Below are 18,569 nucleotides of genomic sequence, written 5' to 3'. Positions count from 1 at the left end.
CAGAAAGCAGGTCGCACAAAGGTGCACAGCGGTTTTGCTGTGGCACTCTATTTTGCGGGCGAGGAACCCCCGGTGAAACTTTTGGCCTAAGCGACGTCGCGCTCTTCGCCCCGTTCGAGGCGGCGCTGAAAGAGGGCGGCGATGAGATCCGATTGGGTGACGACGCCGAGCAGCCGGTTATCCGGATCGACCACGGGCATATGGTGCAGCCCCATGTCGGACATCGGCGGCACGAGTTTGGCGATCATGGTTTCCGGTAGGGCGGATTGCACCTTGCGGGTCATGATGTCGGATACGAGCCGTGGTGTTTTCGGCCCGAAGCCGATAACGTTTCCGAGCCGCTGGCGGATGCCGCCCTGCGGTGTGAGCATTGCGTGTTTCATGAAATCGGTTTGCGTGACGATACCGACGAGTCCGTCCTTTTCAGTCACGACCGGTAGCGCCTTGATGTGATGCTTGATCAGGGTCTGCCAGGCCTGGCGCAAGGTCGTCTCGGGCGTGGCCGTGGCGACGTCGCGCGACATGATCTCGGCGCAGGTGATTTCGCCGGAGCGGCGGTTGAAGGCGCGGATCTGCGCCTGGTGGATCAACGCGTCGAGCTCTTCGGGACTGACGTCGACCACTTCACCATATTGGGCGAGAACGGTCTGCAGGTCTTCGGGGACGATGCCGAGCCTGTGCGTCGGCGCGGGGTCGCTCGTTCCATGCAGCGTCGGCGCCTGCGCAAGATGCGGGTAGCGGCGACCGGTCACGTTGTTGAACGCCAGCGCGATCAAGAGGATGACGACCGAATTGATGGCGACCGGCGACAGGACGAACCAGTAACCCGCCTCGTGGATCGCCGGGCCACCGAGCACGGCGGTCAGCGCAACCGCCCCGCTCGGCGGATGAAGGCAGCCGAGCAGCAGCATGATCGCGATGGCGAGCCCGACGGCGACTGCGGCTGCGACGACCGGATCCGGGATCAGCAACGCCGCGGTCACGCCGATCAGCGAAGAGATGGTGTTGCCGCCGACGATCGACCAGGGTTGGGCGAGCGGGCTCGCCGGGGCGGCAAAGAGAAGGACGGCCGAGGCGCCCATTGGCGCGATCAGCAGCGGCAGGCTGGCGCCCGCCCCGAGGGCATAGCTGCTGATCAAGCCGGTAAGCAGGATGCCAAGAAGCGCGCCCAAAGACGCACGCAGGCGTTCCAGATGGCTGATCGGAACGAGCGATGGGATGAAACGCTTGATGTACGCGCGGGCCTTCGACATGGAGCCTCTCGGGAGGGGAGGTACGGACTTGGGCACGCCATTAGCACATGGCGCAGCATTGGGCATGAAATCCGCATCCAAAAACCGGCGTTGGATTGAAATATATGCATCGCGCCTAAAAAATGTGCGATGCACACGCGGGCGCGTGCTGTCCCTATAGTCGGGCTCGTCAGCCCGACAGGGCGGCGGAAAAATCGATCGAGAACCGGGTGCCACGGCCAGGCGTCGTATCGACCGCGACGGTTGCCTGGTGCAATTCGCTGATACGCCGCACGATCTTCAGGCCGAGGCCGAGCTGCCCGGAGCTTTTTACATAGCCGAGGTCTTCGTTGTGCTCCGGAAGGTCTATCAGCCCCTTGCCGTCATCCTCGACAGAGACGACCGGGCCGGGGCCACAGGTCAGGACGATCCGGGTTCCCGGCGGGTTGTGCTTGACGGCGTTCTCGATGAGGTTGCGCAGCATGTTTTCGACGAGCGCCGGAATGGCGGTTATCTGTGGCGTGCCTTCGTCTACGAATTCGAGGGACTTGTCGTGGTCGAAGACGAAAGGTGCAATCGCCTCCGCAACGGCGGCGCCGATCTGAGACAGGCTGGTGCGCTGGTAGGCGGAGGGATCGACGGCATCGGCGCGCGCGAGCGAGGTCAACTGCTCCAGAATATGGGTGAGTGCGTCCAGGTCGCGCTCCGCATTGCGCGCCCGCGGGTCGTCGATGCGGCTGAGTTCCATCTTGGCGATCGACACCGGCGTGCGGATTTCATGGGCGATCGACGACGAGAACAGCTTTTGCGACTGGATGAGATCGGCAACCCGGGTCAGCATCCGATTGACTGCGGTGACGAGACGGGCGATTTCCTGCGGCATCCGCGTCAACGGCAGGCGCGCATTGCTGTCGCGCGGGTCGAGGGCGTCGGCGGCCTGCGCGGCCATGGCGACCGGCCGCAAGGCGCTGCGCACCGACCAGATCGTCGCGCCGATCACGAGACAGAACATTAGGGTCATCGGCACGATCATCGAATCGAACATCTCGTGCAGCAAGGCGCCGTACATGAAGCCGTTCGGATCGTTGAGGATCGCGAGTTCGACCAGGACGACCAGGCCGCCCCGATCGAAAGTCTGGCCGCCGGCAACGCTGAAAGGTTTGCCCGGCGCGATCAGGCGTTTCCAGAATTGCGGCGCGTCGACGTTGAGCGGCAGGAAGTGTTGGGCACATTCGGCCGTGCAGTTCGAATGGATCATCTCACCGGACGCAGTGCGGATACGCAGGAAAATCGCGCCGTTGTCGTCGGACCGGTCGAGATAGCGTTCGCGCACGTCGCGATTGGGCTCGTAACGCGCCACGCCGTCGCGCACCTGGACATACTCGATCAGGTTTTCGGTTTCCTGCTGCAGCATGAGCACGCTCAGCTTGTCGTCGTCGAACCAGTAGTCGGCGAAGACGACGCCGATCTGGATCGCCATGGCCAACAGCGAGAAGGCGATGATGCGGCGGGCTACGATACCGATCAGGGAAGGGTTTCGGCTCCTCATGGAGCTTGCCTGAGGAGGTAGCCGATGCCGCGCACCGTCTCGATCTGAACGCCGCTATCGAGCGGCTGCAGGCGTTTGCGCACCCTTGAAACAGCCAGTTCCAGGGCATTGGGCGTGACTTCCTGGCCATATTCCGAAAGGGCCGTTTCGAGCTTCCGCTTCGGCACGACGCGACCGACCTCGCGCATCAGGATCTCGATCAACGACCGCTCGCGCGGCGGCAAAGGCACCACCGTGCCGTCGCAGGTGAGGTCGGCGGTTGCCGGGTCGTAGCGCAATGTCCCAGCTTCCAGTACCGGCTGTACGGCCTGGGGATTGCGCCGCAGCATCGCGCGACAGCGCGACAGCAGCTCGCGATGGTGGAACGGTTTTACGAGATAGTCGTCGGCCCCGGCGTCGAGCCCGGCGATGCGCTCGTCGACAGAGCCCTTGGCCGTGATGATCAGCACCGGCAGCCCGGGATACTCCAGGCGGACGCGGCGAAGCAGCGACAGGCCGTCGCCATCGGGCAGCCCGAGGTCAAGCAGCACCAGGTCATGCTCGCGCGCCGCGATCGCCGTTTCGGCATCGGCCACGCTTGAAACCGCATCGAGGCGCCAGCCCGCATCCCGCATGGTTTCACCGACCAGTTCAACCAGTCGCGGACTGTCTTCGACCAGGAGCAGGCGCATTGATTCGTCTCGATATTACAGGGCCACCGCCGACCATATGGGCTTTCGCCGGGACTGCCAACTGCCTGCGCGACACCTACCAGCGCGCGTATCGGCGCAACAATGAGCAATCTTGACGGGGTTTGGACAGCTTGTCCGTCGTATCTCAACGGCTGAGGGGGAGGCTGCAACCTAGCAGGTGGCCGCCACGCGGCCTCCATCTCGATTGAATGCCCGTGCCTGCAACGCCCCTCCCAGGCGCTCTTGCAGTCACCGCAGGAGACTACAGTTTTGAGATTTTCAGGTATTCGCCGCCCCGAAATCGGCAGTATTGCGCTCAGCGCTCTTGTCAGTGCCTATCTGCTCCTTGCCACCAACAAATCCTTCTGGACACACACGGTCGCCTATTTCGACGATTCCCTCTCGGCGCGTCTGTCTTTCAGTGCGGCTCTGTGTCTGCTGACCTTCGCAGGCCTGACGCTGGCCTCCGTCAAATATGTGATGAAGCCGGTGATGATCTTCCTGATCATGGTATCGGCCGCCGCCTCCTACTTCATCGATACTTTCGGCGTCATCATCGACAAGGACATGATCGGCAACGCGGCGGTGACGACGCAGGCCGAAGCCAGCCACCTCCTGACCGGCAGTCTGGCGACGCATCTGCTGCTTTACGGGGTACTTCCGTCGCTGCTGGTGATCTGGTTCAAGCTCCGCTACCGGCCCTTCCTGTCGAATGCTGCGGTCAACCTGGCGGTGATCATTCCCTGCCTCCTCGTCAGCGGGGGGCTGGTCTACGCGAACTTTGCAAACGTCGCCTACGTGATCCGCGAACACAAGGACCTGATGAAGCGGTTCAACCCGACGGGGCCGGTTTCGGCTGCCGTGCGATATGCGTCCTCGACCTATAAGCAGCGCAACATCGTCGTGCAGCCACTCGCAACCGACGCCCGACAGGGTGCGCGGATTGCCGCTGCCGGCAAGCCCGTGGTTGTCGTCGTCGTTGCCGGCGAAACCGCGCGCGCGATGAACTTCTCGCTGAACGGCTATGGGCGCGAGACCAATCCGGAACTCAAGGCTCTGGGCGTCGTCAACTACACCGACACCACGAGCTGCGGCACGGCGACGGCAACGTCGCTCCCCTGCATGTTCTCCGTCTACCCGCGTGATGAGTACAGCGACTGGAAGGCTCGCTCGACGGAAAACCTCATGAACGTGCTGACGCGCGCCGGCGTTTCGACCACCTGGTGGGACAACAACACCGGCAGCAAGGGCATTGCCGACCTCATCAACTTCGCCAGCATGACCGACCAGAAGAACAGCCCGCTCTGCAAGAACGGGGAATGCCTGGACGAGATCTTCCTCGGCGAGCTCGACAAGAAGCTCTCGGCGACCAAGAAGAACAGCGTGATCGTACTCCACCAACTCGGCAGCCACGGACCGTCCTATTACCTGCGCTATCCCGAGAAGTTCCGGCGTTTCACGCCCGATTGCCGCACGCCCGAACTGATGAAGTGTTCGGTTGAAGAAATCACGAACGCCTATGACAACACGATCCTCTACACCGACTACGTGGTGGCGAGTGTCGCCCGGTTGCTGGAAAAGCATCAGGACCAGATCGCGGGCGCGATGATCTATATGTCCGATCACGGCGAGTCGCTCGGCGAGAACGGCATCTATCTGCACGGCGCGCCCTATGCCATCGCCCCGCGCGAACAGACGCAGGTGCCGTTTATCGCGTGGTTCTCGAAGCCCTACCAGGCGGCAATGGGTGTCGATACGGCGTGCCTCGCCAAGGATACGGCGCAGCCGAAATCCCACGACAACCTGTTTCATACCGTGCTCGGCATGATGAATGTCGAGACCAAGGTCTACAAGCCGGGCCTTGATGCCTTTGCGAGCTGCACGAAGAAGCCGGGCGGCGGGGCGGCGTTCCAGGCCGCGGATACGACCAACGACTTGCCGGCAAGCCCCGTGCGTTCCTCAGGGTTTCCAGGCGCCCTTTAACGGCCCGTAAATTTGCCCACGGTCGGAACAAAACCCGGCCTCGACGCTTCCTTGAAAACACACCCCGATTTCGTTCCCGCCACGGCCGAGGCGGCCAACGCGGCCTCGGCCCTTCGGGACAGCCCAAGGAAGGAGAGGTCCGATGCGCATCGTCGGCCTGCAGGTCACTGCCGAAAGAGCCGGTCGCTCAGGGTTCACCGTCGAATTCATAGGCGACGGCGATGAGGTGATGACAGTGATGTGTCCCCAGGACAAGGCCGGATCCCTTAACCGGCTGAACGCGATCGCGAAGGCAAAGGAAATTCTGCATGCGGCCATTGCGGCCGACGAAACGGTCGCGGCCGCCGGCGACCAGGCAGGGGTGCGTCGCGGCACCCTGCCGAACGCGCGCCGGGCGCATGATCGCGATGCGATGGAAGAGCAACTCGACGAAGGACTCGAGGATACTTTTCCGGCAAGCGACCCGGTGTCGATCGCCAGCTCGACCATCGCCAAGGGTCATTCCCGACGCTGACATCAGGACGGCACAATAGTGGCTCCCAAGTGCGGGCATCTCGCCCGTGGCTCCTTACACGGCGGCCCTCATTCTTAATTGTCGCACGGGTCCGCGTCGCGGCCGCCGCATCTTGCATCCTTTCCGCAAAAGGCATGTTATAGCGCCTTGATCTGGCGATATTTTCGGCCTCGAACCGGCCGGCGCCCGCTATCGGAATTTGGAGAGTGAATGCATGGCCGTCCGGCATCTGACGTTCGCCGTCGGCGATATTCACGGCTGCCTCGACCAGCTGCGCGCGCTGCTGGATGAAATCGAAGACTATGCGCCAACGGGGCGGGTGATCTTTCTCGGCGACCTGATCGACCGGGGGCCGGACAGCCGCGCCGTCATTGAACTGATCATGGCTGGTCCGACGAAGCCCGGCTGGACCTGGCTGACCCTCAAGGGCAACCACGAGGAAATGCTTTGGGGTGCCAGCAGTGGTGAAAGCGATGTCGACTGGTGGCTGGTCAACGGTGGCCGCGAGACGCTGATCTCCTATGACGGCACGGTTCCCGGGCGGCACCTGAAATGGATCAAGGAGCTGCCGACGATCCTGGTCGAGCGCTTTCGCATTTTCGTTCATGCGGGCGTCGACGACACGCGGCCGCTGGAACAGCAGGACGACGGGGTTTTCCTCTGGATCCGGCCGCCCGACGACTATTCCGGCGAGTACTGGGGCCGGCACCTTTGTCATGGCCACACGCCGAGCACGGCCAATCCGCGCACGGTCGGAAACCGCACCAATGTCGATTCCGGCGCGGTGTTCAGCGGCATCCTCTCCTGCGCCATCTTCGACGACGATCAGGCGGGCGGGCCGATCGACTTCCTGACGGCGAGCAAGGCTGCCTGGCGCGTCGAGTGAGCGTTGGCATCGGTGGCGTAAATGGCATTGTGCGGGCGGCTCTCCGGTAGTAGGTGTGGCTTCTCCGCTGGGCGAAGCCTTTGCCGCCCGTCTCATCATCTCAGGGGATTGCCTTGGACGCCGCGCCTTCATCCGTTTTCACGAAGAATTTTGCTGCCCTCCTGTTCGATATGGATGGCACGTTGCTGAACTCCATGGCCGTGGTCGAGCGTGTCTGGGGCGCATGGGCGGAGCGCAATGGTCTCGACCCAGTCGAGTTTACCAAAACCGTACATGGCGTGCGCGCCGTCGATACGATCCGCAATCTCGAGCTGCCGGACATCGATCCGGAGAAGGAAGCCTACGACCTGGCGCTGGCCGAGATCGCCGACGTTGAAGGTATTGTCGAGATCCCCGGTGCGGTTGATTTCCTGAATTCTCTGCCGCCGGAAAGGTGGGCGATCGTGACGTCCGCGCCGCTGGATCTCGCCGTGCGCCGTCTCGCGGCCGCCGGCATTCCGATGCCCCAACTGATGATCACCGGTGAGGATGTTTCCATCGGCAAGCCCGATCCACAGGGCTACCGGATGGCGGCCGAGCGGCTGGGCGTGCGTGCGGAGGATTGCCTGGTGTTCGAGGACGCGCCGGCCGGAATTCTGGCCGGGCTCGCAGCCGGGGCCGATGTCGTCGTCGTCACCGGTGCGCATGCGGCCGCCGAGGGAACGCCGCACATGACGCTTGCCCGCTACCACGACATCGCGGTGGAGCGCGCAACAGACGGCACGGTATCACTGCGCCGTACCGCTTGAAAACCCGTCGATGAGAACGGGAGGCCGCGTGGGGACCTCCCGTCATTCGCGTCGCTGGTTTAGGCGTTGAGCCAGCATTTCGTCAGCGCGTGCCCGCCCATCAGTTCGCCGTTCGGATCGTCGATCCAACCGCCGACCTTGTCGTTGGTCGCGTCGATATAGTTGTTGAACATCGGTACGATGACGCCGCCTTCGTCGCGCAGCATCATCGCCGCCTGATGATAGAGTGCCTTGCGCTTGGCGTTGTCGAGTTCACCACGCGCCGCAAAGATCAGCTTGTCGAAGTCCTCCCGGAGGAAGCGGGTATCGTTCCACTCGGCCTTGGAGAGATAGGCGATCGAATAGACCTGGTCCTGCGTCGGCCGGCCGGTCCAATAGGACATGCTGAAGGGCTGCTTGTTCCAGACGTCCGACCAGTAGCCGTCGCCCGGTTCGCGCTTCAGGTCGATGGTGATCCCGCATTTGGCGGCGCTCATCTGGAAGAGTTGTGCCGCATCGACAGCGCCGGGAAAGGCGACATCGGAGGTCCGAAGCAGAACCGAGCCGCTGTGCCCGGATTTCTTGTAGTGGAACTTCGCCTTGTCCGGATCGAAGACGCGCTGCTCGATATCGTTGTCGAACAGCGGATAGCCCTTGATCATCGGCGTGTCGTTGCCGACGGTGCCATAGCCGGCGAGCACCTTTGCCACCATCTCCTCGCGGTCGACGGCATATTTCAGCGCCAGGCGCAGGTCGTTGTTGTCGAAGGGCGCCGTGTTGCAATGGGCGATGAAGACATAGTGACCCTTGCCCGGCACATTCCGTATGACGACGCCGGGAAGGCGACTGATCAGGGCGACCACCTTGGGCTCGATGCGGTTGATCATGTGGATCTGGCCGCTCTGGAGGGCCGCGGTTCGAGCGGTCGAGTCATTGATGACAGCGATTTCGATCTGATCGGCATGGCCGCGCTCGGCCGAGCCCCAATAACCTTCGTGCCGCTCTGCGATATGTTTGACGCCCGGCTCGTTGGACACGACCTTGTAGGGGCCGGTGCCGATGCCCGCCGTCGGGTCGTCCTTGCCGCCGTTCGGCTGGATCATCAGGTGGTAATCGCTGACGATATAGGGCAGGTCGGCATTGGGCGCGCGCAGCGTGATGACCACGCTGTCGCCATCGACTTTGATCGTCTCGAAGTCCTGAACGAAGGGCAGGGCCGCAGACTTGGAGTCCGCGTCGCCATGACGCTCGAACGTCGCCACCACGTCGGCCGGGGTCAGCTCCTTGCCGTTGTGGAAGGTCACGTCCTTGCGGATCTTGAAGCGCCAGGTCTTGGCGTCCGGCGTCGCCTCGTAGGCTTCCGCAAGCCGGTACTCGATCTCGCCCGTCGGCGAGACTTCGACGAGCTGTTCGCCCCAGCAGCGCCCGAGCGTGTAGGGGACCTGACTTGCCCAGGTTGCCGGGTCCAGGCTGTTCGTCGATTCCCCGCCGACGAGGCCCGCCTTGAGTGTTCCGCCCTTGACCGGCCCTGCAGCGCGGGCCGCTTGGCCAAGCAGCAGGTTCGCCGAGGCGGCGGTTATCCCGAGTGCCGCGGCCCGTCCGAGAAACTCCCGTCGCGACAGCCGGCCCGCGGCAACCTGCTTGCTCATGAATTCCAGTTCAATTGGCATGTCTTACTCCCTCTCTTGCAAGACCCACCCGGTGTAACCGGTATCGTTGCAGATATTGGAGGCAGATGCCGCGCCTGGTGTGTTGCCGCGCGACAGATGGTGGCGCAGATCGGCGAAAGAAAGTCGTATTCTCGACCGAATAGTTGAGGCGCCGTCACCCCTTGCGGGCGTAGCGTTGCAGGATCGCGGAGATATCCGGCTCGGTCTTGTCGGTGTCGAGTTCGGCGCGAAGCTCGACCGCGTCGAGGTGTTCGAGCATGATCCGTTCCGCCGTGGCGGTGTCGCGCGATTGCAGGGCGCGGATGATCTGGACATGCTCGTCGACGGCACATTCCGGCGAATGCAGCCGCGCGAAGCGAGCGAGGATCAGCGAACAGCGTGAGACGATCTCGCGGACGAACCGCGTCAGCGCCTGTGAGCCCGTAAGCTCGGCAAGCAGGATGTGAAACTCGCCAGCGAGCCGGATCGAAAGCGGGCCGTGATCTGTAAGCGCCGTCTCCTCCTGCCGGACATGCTGCTGCAGCCGCTTGACGCCGGCGGCGTCGAGATCGGCGACGAGCCGTCGGATCACCTCGGCTTCGAGCATGCGTCTCAGTGCGAAGATGTCGCGGGCTTCCTCCAATGTCGGCTCGGCCACGCAGGCGCCCTTATTGGCGCGTAAATCGACAATGCCTTCTGCGTTGAGCCGGACCAGGGCCGCCCGAACGCTGGTACGGCTGACCTTGAAATGGTCGGCGATCGTGTCTTCGGAAAGTTTCGTTCCGGGCCTCAGGGCCTGTTCCAGGATCGCCTGGCGCAAAAGCTTGTAGACCACTTCGCTGCGGCTAGATTTCTCAGACAAGGTTGCCTCCCCAACGGGCCGATGGGGGACCGGCCGAACATGCCCCTTGTCTTCGATAGCGCCCGTCCAAATGGTCGTCAATATTGTATACAATAATGTTGATGTTTGTATTCTCTTGTCGTATGCAATTGCAGGCGCCGACAAACAAGACCGGTGCCGGCCGGTTCGGGAGGAGGCGTGCGGAGAGGACCGCGCGACCTGAGAAGGCCTGAAAGGGAACAGCCAATGGGAGGGAATTCATGAACAGCAGGATTCTGCAGCTCTGTGCGACAGTTGCCGGCATCGCCGTCGGCCTGGTGGCCGCGACCGCTGCCAACGCCGCGACGACGCTCGAAACCGTCAAGGCCCGCGGCAAGCTGATCTGCGGCGTCTCGATGAGCACGCCGGGCTTTGCGACGGCCGATGCCAAGGGTCACATGGAAGGCTTCGATGTCGATGTCTGCCGCGCCGTGGCGGCTGCCGTATTCGGCGATCCGGAAAAGGTCGACTTCGTCCTGACCAACATCAATACGCGCTTCCAGGCGCTTCAGTCCGGCGAGATCGACATGCTGTCGCGCCAGACGACCATGACCTTTTCGCGCGAAACCTCACTCGGGCTCGATTTCGGCCCGACTGTGTTCTACGACGGCCAGGGTCTGATGGTGCCGAAGTCGCTCGGCGTCAGCAGCGCCAAGGAACTGACCGACGCAGCGATCTGCACGCTGCCGGGCACCACGACCGCCCAGAACCTCAGCGACTTCTTCCGTACGATCGGCGGCAAGTTCGAGCTGGTCGTCTTCGAAAGCCCGGACGAAAACCGCAACGCCTTCTTCTCCGGCCGCTGCGAGGCGATCTCGTCCGACCGTTCGGACCTTGCCTCGATCCGCGCCGTTGCCAACAACCCGGACGATTACGTCGTGCTGCCGGAAACGATCTCCAAGGAGCCGCTGGCGCCAGCCGTTCGCCAGAACGATTCCAACTGGCGTGACATCGTCTCCTGGTCTGCCTGGATGCTGATGGCTGCCGAAGAGCGTGGGATCACCCAGGCCAATGTCGACGAGATGACCAAGAGCGAGGATCCGGAGATCCAGCGCATGCTCGGCGTCAGCGAAGAACTCGGCAAGATGCTGAACCTCGACAACAAGTGGGGCTACAACATCATCAAGGGCGTCGGGAACTACGGCGAAGTGTTCGAGCGCAACCTCGGCACCAAGACCGCGCTTGGCCTGACGCGTGGCCCGAACACGCGCTGGAGCGAAGGTGGCCTACTCTACGCACCGCCGTTCCGTTGAGAATCGACCGGCCCGCGCGTTTCGCTCGGGTCCACGTCTCCACATTGTGCCTAATCGGCCCGTGGAGAGTGCGCGCGGTATGCCGCCGTACTATAAACGATAGAAATCGATCAAGTTATGATCTTGGGTCGCGCCGGCCCGAGATCATTGTGCTCCAAGGGACGGGTGCCGATGCCCCTGTTTTATGACGCGCGCATTCGCGCCTATCTCTATCAAGTGATCGCCGTCGGCGTCGTGCTGCTCATCGCCTGGGTGATGTTCAGCACCGCAAGCGCCAATCTTGCCAAGCAGGATATTGCGACCGGTTTCGGCTTCCTGGCGCGCCAGGCCGGATTTGTCATTACCGAATCTGCCATCACCTATGAGCCGACGGATACGATCGGCCGCGCGATCCTCGTCGGCATCACCAACACGGTCAAGGTTTCGCTGCTCGCTGCCCTGTTCGGCACTGTTCTCGGGCTGTTGGTCGGCATCGGGCGGCTGTCGCACAATCCGGTGTTGTCGCGGCTGATGCTTGCCTATGTGGAAGCGCTGCGCAACGTGCCGCTGCTGCTTTATCTTCTGCTCTGGTATTCGCTGATCATCTCCGTGTTTCCGCCAGTCAAGCAGGCGATCGAGATGCTTCCCGGCGTCTTTCTCTCGAACAGCGGCCTGGTCACGCCGGCGCTGCACTGGCAGAGCGGTTTCGCTGCGCTGGTCACGGCCTTTGTTGCCGGCGTCGCTGCCGCCGTCGTTACCGCGCGCATTCTCGGCCGCCGCCGCATCGCAACCGGGAAGGAGCGGCCGATTGCCCTGTTCGCGACGATCGCGTTTCTGCTGCCGCTTGCCGCAACCATCCTCTTCGCAAACATCTCGGTCACCTGGGATGTGCCGGAACTCGGCCGCTTCCGCCTGAGCGGCGGCTATCATTTGCGCCCCGAATTCGTGGCGCTTCTGCTCGGGCTGACGCTCAGCGTGTCGGCCAATGTCGCGGAAATCGTTCGCGCCGGCATCCAGGCAGTCAGCAAGGGGCAGTGGGAAGCGGCGACGGCTCTTGGCCTGTCGCGGGCACGCACGCTGAAGCTCGTGATCCTGCCGCAGGCGCTGCGCATCATCATTCCGCCGCTCACCAACACCTATCTGACCGTGTTCAAGAACAGCTCGCTCGCGATCGCCATCGGCTATCCGGATCTGGTGATGGTCTCAAACACGATTATGAACCAGACGGGCCAGGCGATTGAAGCCATTGCCATTTTCATGTGCGTCTATCTCGGCCTGTCGATCCTGATCTCGCTGGTGATGAACTGGTACAATGCGCGGGTCGCGCTGAGGGAGCGTTGAGCCATGACACAGGTCGACACCCTCGTGAGCAATGCGACGCTTGCGCCGAGCCGCGAAGCGCCACCGGCATCGCGCAGCCGCTGGTTCAGCGCCTATTTCGGCACGCCCGGCAATGCGCTGATCACCATCCTTTGCCTCGGCACGGTCTTTGCGCTCGCCAAGCTCGCAATCGGCTGGCTCTTCGTCGACGCCACCTTTGTCGGCACGCCGGCGGAATGCAAGGCGACGAGCGGCGCCTGCTGGCCGTTCCTGTCGGCGAAGATGCGCTACATCTTTTTCGGCTTTTATCCCTTTGAAGAGCAATGGCGCCCGCTGACGGCGATGCTTCTGTTTCTCGGCGCCTGCCTCGTCTCGATGATGCCGAAGGTCTGGGGGCGGGGACTGCTGATCGCCTGGGTCGCCGTCGTCCTGCCGGTGCTCTATGTGCTGATGGCGGGCGGCTATTTCGGGCTCACGGTCGTGCCCACGACGCAATGGGGCGGGCTGCCGCTTTCCTTCATGCTCTCCTTCATCGGGCTTGCCTGCGCGCTCCCGCTTGGCATTGCGCTGGCGCTCGCCCGCGCATCGAGCCTTCCGGCAATCCGCGTCCTCGGCGTCGGCTTCATCGAGATCGTGCGCGGGGTGCCGCTGATCAGCATCCTGTTCATGGCGACGGTCATGCTGCCCCTGTTCATGCCCAATGGCATCACCATCGACAAGCTCGTCCGGGCGCAGGTGGCGATCATCCTCTTTGCCGCCGCCTATATTGCCGAGATCGTGCGCGGCGGCCTGCAGGCGGTTCCCAACGGGCAGGTCGAGGCCGGCCATTCGCTGGGTCTGCATTACTGGCAGATCATGCGTAAAATCGTGCTGCCGCAGGCGCTGAAGAAGGTCATTCCGCCCTTGGTCAGCCTGTTCATCGGCTTCTTCCAGGATACAACGCTGGTGACGATCGTCGGTCTGCTCGACTTCCTCGACACCGTCCGCACCGCCATGCGCGACCCGCAATGGCAGGGCATCGCGGTGCTGGAGGGCTATGTCTTCGCAGCTGTTGTATACTTCGTTTTCAGCGCTCTCATGGGGGCTTACAGCCGTTTCCTCGAGCAATATTTCAGGACCACGCATGACTAAAGAGATCCACGTCATCCGCAAAGCGCATACGCTCGTCGCCTTCGACCGCAAGCTTAATGGCCATGTCTATCTCAACGACGCCGACGTCGCCTATGACGAGAAGGGCTTCGTGCATGTCGGCGGCCACTATGACGGTCCGTTCGTCAGCGAAAGCTCCGGCCGCGACCGGATGATCCTGCCGGGCTTCGTCAACGTGCATTGCCATTCCGGCGAGGAGCCGATCTCCAAGGGCATCTTCGAGGACATGGGGACGGCAGCGCTCTGGGGCAATGCGCTCTACGAATACTCCAACCTTCTGGAAATCGATGACGATGCGATCGAGGCGTCGCTGACGGTCATGGTCGGCGACCTGATGCGTAGTGGCGTCACCACGCTGCTCGATATTGCCGGCCCGCATGCGAGCTGGCTGCCGACGCTTGCCAAGAGTGGTGCACGCGCCTTCGTCGCGCCGGGTTTCCGCGAAGCGCAATGGCATGTCGAAGACAGCCATCGTCTTGACTTCCGTTGGGACAGGGCGCGGGGGCGCGATGCCTTTGCGCGAGCGCTTGAGGTCGTCGATACTGCGAATGCACACCCATCGGGCCGCCTTGGCGGCGTCGTCGCACCGTCGCAGATCGAGACCTGCTCGCCGGAACTGCTGCAGGATGCGGTGGCGGCAGCGCGTCAGCGCGGCATGCCGATTACCATTCATGCTGCCCAGACCATGACCGAGCACGAAGAACTCTTGCGCCGGCACGGGCTGACGGCCGTACAATATCTCGAAAAGCTGGGTCTGCTCGGCAAGGACCTGATCCTTGGTCATTGCATCTTCGTCGACAGCCATTCCTGGACGCGACAGCGCACGGAGATCGACTTGCGTCTGCTCGCCGATCGCCAGACGACCGTCGCCCATTGCCCGGTCACCTTCTCGCGCAGCGGCATGGCACTGGAATCGGTCGGCCGCTACCGCCGCGCCGGCGTCAACGTCGCGCTCGGAACCGACAGCTATCCGTTCAACATGCTCGAAGAAATGCGCCAGGCGATGATCTGCGCGCGGCTCTCGGGCAAGTCCGTCTTCGACGTATCCACCGGCGACATCTTCGAGGCGGCGACGACCGCCGGCGCGCGGGCACTTGGCCGGGACGACATCGGCAGGATCGCCGTCGGCTCGAAGGCGGATTTCCTGGTGGTCGATCTCAGGCACCACGCCATGCAGCCGGTCTACGACCCCTTGCGCAATCTCCTGCATTGCGCGGCCGAGCGGGCGATCGAGCGCGTCCACGTGGACGGCACTTGCGTCGTCAGTGATGGCCGCCCGACCTTGATCGATTATGACGGCGCGCTCGCAAAGCTCCAGGAAGCGCAGGACTACGCTTGCCGCAAGGCGGCTGAGAACGACACGAAGGGTCGCGCACTGGGGACGCTTGCGCCGCTCTCACTGCCGCGCAGGTAATTCCGGCCGCGGTCCGTCAGGACAGAAAGCGGTGTGCGGCGAAGAGGCAGATCAGGACTGTCGCCGCCGCGCCCGCCAGCGCGCCAAGACGCCTTTCGAGGAAATCCCGGATCTCTTCGCCGAAACGGCGCAGCAGCCAGGCGAGCAGGAAGAATCGCGCGCCGCGGGCAATCATCGCCGAGACGATGAACAGGCCGAGATTGATGTTGGCGGCGCCTGAAAGGATGGTCACGACCTTGATCGGCGGCAGATGCGCCAGGCCCGAGGTGACGAGCAGCAATGCCAGCATCTCACTGTCGACCGAGGCCTTCAGATGCTCGAAGGTGTCGAGCTTGCCGTAGAACTCGAGCAATGGCCTTGCGATGGTGTCGAAGGCATAATGGCCGAGATACCAGCCGGCGATGCCGCCAAGTACCGAGCAGACCGTCGCCACGAGCGCATAGCGCCAGGCCCGTTCCGGGCGCGCCAGCGCCATCGGGATCAAGAGAAGATCGGCCGGAACCGGGAAGATCGAGCTTTCGACAAAGGCAATGATGCCAAGCCAGACAATGGCGGTTTCCCGTGTCGCGAGCGACATTGTCCAATCGTACAGGCGTCGGAGCATGAGGTGCGGTTCTCTGTTGGCCCGGGGTCCGTTTACGGGCCCCAAGGCTCGTCTATAGGCCAGAGAGCAGGGTGTAAATGTGGCTGACTTCTGTATTTGAGACAATTCTCACGAGAAGCCGTGCCGGTATTATTGGGCAGCCGCCATGCGCGCGTAGCGCCCTGGCGGTTGCCCGACATGGCGGCTGAAGGCCGTGCTGAAGGTGCTTGCCGAGCTGTAGCCGACATGTTCGGCGACGGCGGCAAGATCCAGTTCGCGTTGCCGCAGCAGGTCCTTGGCGATCGCCATGCGCCAGACGAGCAGATACTCCATCGGTGGCACGCCGACGGCGCGCGTGAAGCGCTCGAAGAAGACGGAGCGCGACAGTGCGGCCTCGTGCGCCAGCTCCGTCACGGTCCAGGGATGGGCGGGATCGGCGTGGATCTGGCGAATGGCCACCGCCAGCCGCGCATCTCCCAGCCCGCGCAACAGGCCGGGTGCCGCGCTCTCCCCTTCAATTGATCGAAGCGCCTCGACAAGCATCACTTCCACAAGGCGTGCGAGGACCAGGTCGTGGCCCGGGCGTACGTCGCGTGCTTCTTCGCCCACTATGCGGGCGAGCGTCGAAAGCCGTTCTATCCCGCGCAGATGCATCAATGCCGGCAGCAGCGAAACGAGCAGTCCGGCGTCGGGCGAGTCGAGGACGAAATAGCCGCCGAGCAGGCGCACGTCCGGTTCGCCGTCCTGCCTGCCATGGCGAACTTCGCCGACCGGTGACGGCGCCGCCTTGGGATCGATGAAGGTCGGCTGAACCGGATCGAAGCCCGAGATGGTGAAGCCGGGCGTGCGAGGCAACAACACGAAGTCGCCCGCCTGCAGCGTCACCGGCGCCTCGCCATCGACTGCCAGCCGGCACGATCCCTCGATGGCGGTACAAAAGCTCGGATGACCGAATTCGGAGTAGCGAACCGCCCAGCGGCCGGCACCGCTGATGCCTTTGGTGAACACTGTGCGTGGGCGGAGAAGCTGAATAAGCTGCGAGAGGGGATCGGTCATTTCAGGATGCTAGCAAATAAAATCAGGACTTCAAGCCGTAGAACGTCCGCAGTCCGCGCAGTACTCCGTTTCCATCGCAACCACGAAGGATACCGCTATGAAGACCGTACTGATCACTGGCTGCTCTTCCGGCTACGGGCTGGAGACTGCGCGCCGCTTTCATGCCGAAGGCTGGAGCGTGATTGCCACGATGCGCTCGCCCCGACACGATATTCTGCCGAATTCGAAGCGGCTTCGTTTGCTGGCACTCGATGTCACCGATCCCGACAGCGTCTCAGCCGCCATCGCGGAAAGCGGTCCGATCGATGCGCTCGTCAACAATGCGGGCATCGGCGTGGTGGGTGCCTTCGAGGCAACGCCGATGTCCCATATCCGCAAGGTCTTCGACACCAATACCTTCGGCGTGATGGCGATGACCCAGGCGGTGATCCCGCAGTTCCGTGCTCGCCGGTCCGGCGTCGTCGTCAACGTCACCTCCAGCGTGACGCTTGCTTCCATGCCGCTGGCTGCCGCCTATACCGCCAGCAAGACGGCGATCACTGGCTTCACCGGTTCGCTTGCCCACGAGCTTGCCGCCTTCGATATCCGTGTCACGCTGGTCGAGCCAGGTTACGCGCCAACCACGCGCTTTGCTCACAACACGACGATGCGGGTCGAGGACCTGATCCCCGAGGCCTATGCCGAATTCGCAGCGCCGATCTTCGCCCAATTTGCAGCACCGTCTCTGGTGACGACCGAGGCCGACGTCGCGGAGGCCGTCTGGCAAGCGGCGAACGATTTGTCCGGCCAGCTCCATTTCCCGGCCGGCGACGATGCGGTGGCGCTGGCACAGGCAGGCTGACGTACCTGAACTCAACTGCGCGTCTTCAGGCGATCTCGGGGTAGCCGAGACGATGCGCGAACCGCGCCAGTTCCGCCACAGGCTCGTAATCGGCATCCGACAGAACCGCGAAGTCTTTTAGGGAAAGCACAGCGCGGGCCTCAGCCAAATGGGGCTCCGTGATCGCCCGTCCGAGTGAACTGCGCAGCAGCAAAAGCTCGTCGTCCGAGGCGTCGCCGCGGGTGACGAGAGGCAGGCCCGGCGTGCTGGCGGTGGCGGTCAAGACCCGCAGACCGGCCACGCGTTCCGGATCAAAACGTTGCGTGTTGCCATAGGTCACGCAGTCGATGGCGGCCACGTCGGCAGTGCCCGATGCAACCGCATCTATGCTTGCCAAATGGCTGCCGGTTTCGGCAACAGAGGAGAAGAACCGGCCATTGCGGCTGCGGGGCGCGATCGCGGCGCGCAACAGGTTGGTTCCGGAATTGCTGATCGGATCGTTGATGGCAGCCCGTGTCCCCCGGAGATCTTCGAGGGAACGGACCGGTGCGTTTGCTCGCACGATGACGAAGCTGCACATGTCGGGCCCGTCGCAGCCCGGGTGCCCGTAGACCGGCGTAGCGACAAGGCGAACCTTGCCGCGCAAATGCCGCACGTAGGGATAGCCGCAGGTTTGCGCGAGCAGCAGCGCCGGATGAAGCCAGGCATCGGCATGATGGAGGACGGCGTCCAATCGGTCGGGCACATCCGTCAGGCCCTCGCGCCGCAGGTCGTCGCGCAGGAACGCCCAGAGCGTTGCCGTTGCGGCCGCGAGCGGCTGAGGGCTGACATACATCGCAAGGCTGGCTATCCGCATGGTTTCCC

The 18,569-nt window shown here is 63.2% G+C and carries 17 protein-coding genes; 9 read left to right on the top strand and 8 right to left on the bottom strand.

All coding sequences use genetic code 11. The annotated features are described in order from the left end of the window. Positions 1–86: 86 nt before the first annotated feature. The 3 genes from ASE71_RS11555 to ASE71_RS11545 all read right to left on the bottom strand — a co-directional run bounded on the left by ASE71_RS11555 (position 87) and on the right by ASE71_RS11545 (position 3,452). On the bottom strand, positions 87–1,253 hold the full coding sequence (locus ASE71_RS11555; RefSeq protein WP_060518175.1) for an HPP family protein: 1,167 nt from the start codon (positions 1,251–1,253) through the stop codon (positions 87–89). Between the two features lie 169 nt (positions 1,254–1,422). Further along, positions 1,423–2,781, bottom strand: coding sequence for a sensor histidine kinase (locus tag ASE71_RS11550; protein WP_060518173.1), 1,359 nt, complete (start codon positions 2,779–2,781; stop codon positions 1,423–1,425). Then, entirely contained in the window at positions 2,778–3,452 is a 675-nt protein-coding gene (locus tag ASE71_RS11545) for a response regulator transcription factor (RefSeq protein ID WP_034799630.1), read from the bottom strand. The genes ASE71_RS11550 and ASE71_RS11545 overlap by 4 nt, the downstream gene beginning before the upstream one ends. Before the next feature lie 270 nt (positions 3,453–3,722). On the opposite strand from ASE71_RS11545, the gene ASE71_RS11540 reads away from it, so the two are divergent. The 4 genes from ASE71_RS11540 (at position 3,723) to ASE71_RS11525 (ending at position 7,623) form a co-directional block, all read left to right on the top strand. Then, positions 3,723–5,435, top strand: coding sequence for a phosphoethanolamine transferase (locus tag ASE71_RS11540; protein ID WP_060518171.1), 1,713 nt, complete (start codon positions 3,723–3,725; stop codon positions 5,433–5,435). Positions 5,436–5,577: 142 nt separating this feature from the next. Continuing rightward, the gene (locus ASE71_RS11535) at positions 5,578–5,949 is read left to right on the top strand and encodes a hypothetical protein (RefSeq protein WP_060518170.1); all 372 of its coding nucleotides are present in this window, start codon (positions 5,578–5,580) and stop codon (positions 5,947–5,949) included. Between the two features lie 214 nt (positions 5,950–6,163). Then, positions 6,164–6,835, top strand: a complete 672-nt coding sequence (locus tag ASE71_RS11530) for a metallophosphoesterase family protein (RefSeq protein WP_034799633.1) — start codon at positions 6,164–6,166, stop codon at positions 6,833–6,835. A gap of 113 nt (positions 6,836–6,948) precedes the next feature. Then, the gene (locus ASE71_RS11525; RefSeq protein WP_034799634.1) at positions 6,949–7,623 is read left to right on the top strand and encodes an HAD family hydrolase; all 675 of its coding nucleotides are present in this window, start codon (positions 6,949–6,951) and stop codon (positions 7,621–7,623) included. Positions 7,624–7,682: 59 nt separating this feature from the next. Here ASE71_RS11525 and ASE71_RS11520 read toward each other — a convergent pair whose 3' ends face one another. Both ASE71_RS11520 and ASE71_RS11515 read right to left on the bottom strand, forming a co-directional pair. After that, entirely contained in the window at positions 7,683–9,272 is a 1,590-nt protein-coding gene (locus tag ASE71_RS11520; protein ID WP_060518168.1) for an ABC transporter substrate-binding protein, read from the bottom strand. Positions 9,273–9,426: 154 nt separating this feature from the next. Continuing rightward, the gene (locus tag ASE71_RS11515) at positions 9,427–10,113 is read right to left on the bottom strand and encodes a GntR family transcriptional regulator (protein WP_034799636.1); all 687 of its coding nucleotides are present in this window, start codon (positions 10,111–10,113) and stop codon (positions 9,427–9,429) included. A gap of 239 nt (positions 10,114–10,352) precedes the next feature. On the opposite strand from ASE71_RS11515, the gene ASE71_RS11510 reads away from it, so the two are divergent. The 4 genes from ASE71_RS11510 to ASE71_RS11495 all read left to right on the top strand — a co-directional run bounded on the left by ASE71_RS11510 (position 10,353) and on the right by ASE71_RS11495 (position 15,246). Further along, the gene (locus ASE71_RS11510; RefSeq protein WP_051659497.1) at positions 10,353–11,384 is read left to right on the top strand and encodes an amino acid ABC transporter substrate-binding protein; all 1,032 of its coding nucleotides are present in this window, start codon (positions 10,353–10,355) and stop codon (positions 11,382–11,384) included. Between the two features lie 171 nt (positions 11,385–11,555). After that, entirely contained in the window at positions 11,556–12,704 is a 1,149-nt protein-coding gene (locus tag ASE71_RS11505) for an amino acid ABC transporter permease (protein ID WP_060518165.1), read from the top strand. Positions 12,705–12,707: 3 nt separating this feature from the next. Continuing rightward, the gene (locus ASE71_RS11500) at positions 12,708–13,814 is read left to right on the top strand and encodes an amino acid ABC transporter permease (protein ID WP_082566304.1); all 1,107 of its coding nucleotides are present in this window, start codon (positions 12,708–12,710) and stop codon (positions 13,812–13,814) included. After that, positions 13,807–15,246, top strand: a complete 1,440-nt coding sequence (locus ASE71_RS11495) for an amidohydrolase family protein (protein WP_060518163.1) — start codon at positions 13,807–13,809, stop codon at positions 15,244–15,246. Before ASE71_RS11500 ends, ASE71_RS11495 begins: the two co-directional genes overlap by 8 nt. Before the next feature lie 16 nt (positions 15,247–15,262). On the opposite strand, the gene ASE71_RS11490 is transcribed toward ASE71_RS11495, so the two are convergent. Both ASE71_RS11490 and ASE71_RS11485 read right to left on the bottom strand, forming a co-directional pair. Next, on the bottom strand, positions 15,263–15,850 hold the full coding sequence (locus ASE71_RS11490; RefSeq protein ID WP_060518161.1) for a YqaA family protein: 588 nt from the start codon (positions 15,848–15,850) through the stop codon (positions 15,263–15,265). Positions 15,851–15,979: 129 nt separating this feature from the next. Next, positions 15,980–16,885: an AraC family transcriptional regulator gene (locus ASE71_RS11485; protein ID WP_060518159.1), complete on the bottom strand. Its 906-nt coding sequence runs from the start codon at positions 16,883–16,885 to the stop codon at positions 15,980–15,982. 97 nt (positions 16,886–16,982) lie between these two features. Between ASE71_RS11485 and ASE71_RS11480 the strand changes: the two genes are divergently transcribed. Further along, entirely contained in the window at positions 16,983–17,726 is a 744-nt protein-coding gene (locus ASE71_RS11480) for an SDR family oxidoreductase (protein WP_060518157.1), read from the top strand. Between the two features lie 25 nt (positions 17,727–17,751). Here ASE71_RS11480 and ASE71_RS11475 read toward each other — a convergent pair whose 3' ends face one another. Further along, complete coding sequence (locus ASE71_RS11475; protein ID WP_060518324.1) at positions 17,752–18,561, bottom strand: phosphate/phosphite/phosphonate ABC transporter substrate-binding protein; 810 nt, start codon at positions 18,559–18,561, stop codon at positions 17,752–17,754. Positions 18,562–18,569 lie beyond the last annotated feature (8 nt).

This window comes from Ensifer sp. Root954, assembly GCF_001429005.1.
GTDB lineage: Bacteria > Pseudomonadota > Alphaproteobacteria > Rhizobiales > Rhizobiaceae > Ensifer > Ensifer adhaerens.
This window is presented reverse-complemented; position numbering and strand designations above follow the sequence as displayed.

Excerpts from the sequence above, each read along its gene's own strand:
- ASE71_RS11555 (WP_060518175.1), bottom strand. The coding sequence starts at position 1,253 with ATGTCGAAGGCCCGCGCGTACATCAAGCGTTTCATCCCATCGCTCGTT.
- ASE71_RS11550 (WP_060518173.1), bottom strand. The coding sequence starts at position 2,781 with ATGAGGAGCCGAAACCCTTCCCTGATCGGTATCGTAGCCCGCCGCATC.
- ASE71_RS11545 (WP_034799630.1), bottom strand. The coding sequence starts at position 3,452 with ATGCGCCTGCTCCTGGTCGAAGACAGTCCGCGACTGGTTGAACTGGTC.
- ASE71_RS11535 (WP_060518170.1), top strand. The coding sequence starts at position 5,578 with ATGCGCATCGTCGGCCTGCAGGTCACTGCCGAAAGAGCCGGTCGCTCA.
- ASE71_RS11530 (WP_034799633.1), top strand. The coding sequence starts at position 6,164 with ATGGCCGTCCGGCATCTGACGTTCGCCGTCGGCGATATTCACGGCTGC.
- ASE71_RS11520 (WP_060518168.1), bottom strand. The coding sequence starts at position 9,272 with ATGCCAATTGAACTGGAATTCATGAGCAAGCAGGTTGCCGCGGGCCGG.
- ASE71_RS11510 (WP_051659497.1), top strand. The coding sequence starts at position 10,353 with ATGAACAGCAGGATTCTGCAGCTCTGTGCGACAGTTGCCGGCATCGCC.
- ASE71_RS11505 (WP_060518165.1), top strand. The coding sequence starts at position 11,556 with ATGCCCCTGTTTTATGACGCGCGCATTCGCGCCTATCTCTATCAAGTG.
- ASE71_RS11500 (WP_082566304.1), top strand. The coding sequence starts at position 12,708 with ATGACACAGGTCGACACCCTCGTGAGCAATGCGACGCTTGCGCCGAGC.
- ASE71_RS11495 (WP_060518163.1), top strand. The coding sequence starts at position 13,807 with ATGACTAAAGAGATCCACGTCATCCGCAAAGCGCATACGCTCGTCGCC.
- ASE71_RS11490 (WP_060518161.1), bottom strand. The coding sequence starts at position 15,850 with ATGCTCCGACGCCTGTACGATTGGACAATGTCGCTCGCGACACGGGAA.
- ASE71_RS11485 (WP_060518159.1), bottom strand. The coding sequence starts at position 16,885 with ATGACCGATCCCCTCTCGCAGCTTATTCAGCTTCTCCGCCCACGCACA.
- ASE71_RS11480 (WP_060518157.1), top strand. The coding sequence starts at position 16,983 with ATGAAGACCGTACTGATCACTGGCTGCTCTTCCGGCTACGGGCTGGAG.
- ASE71_RS11475 (WP_060518324.1), bottom strand. The coding sequence starts at position 18,561 with ATGCGGATAGCCAGCCTTGCGATGTATGTCAGCCCTCAGCCGCTCGCG.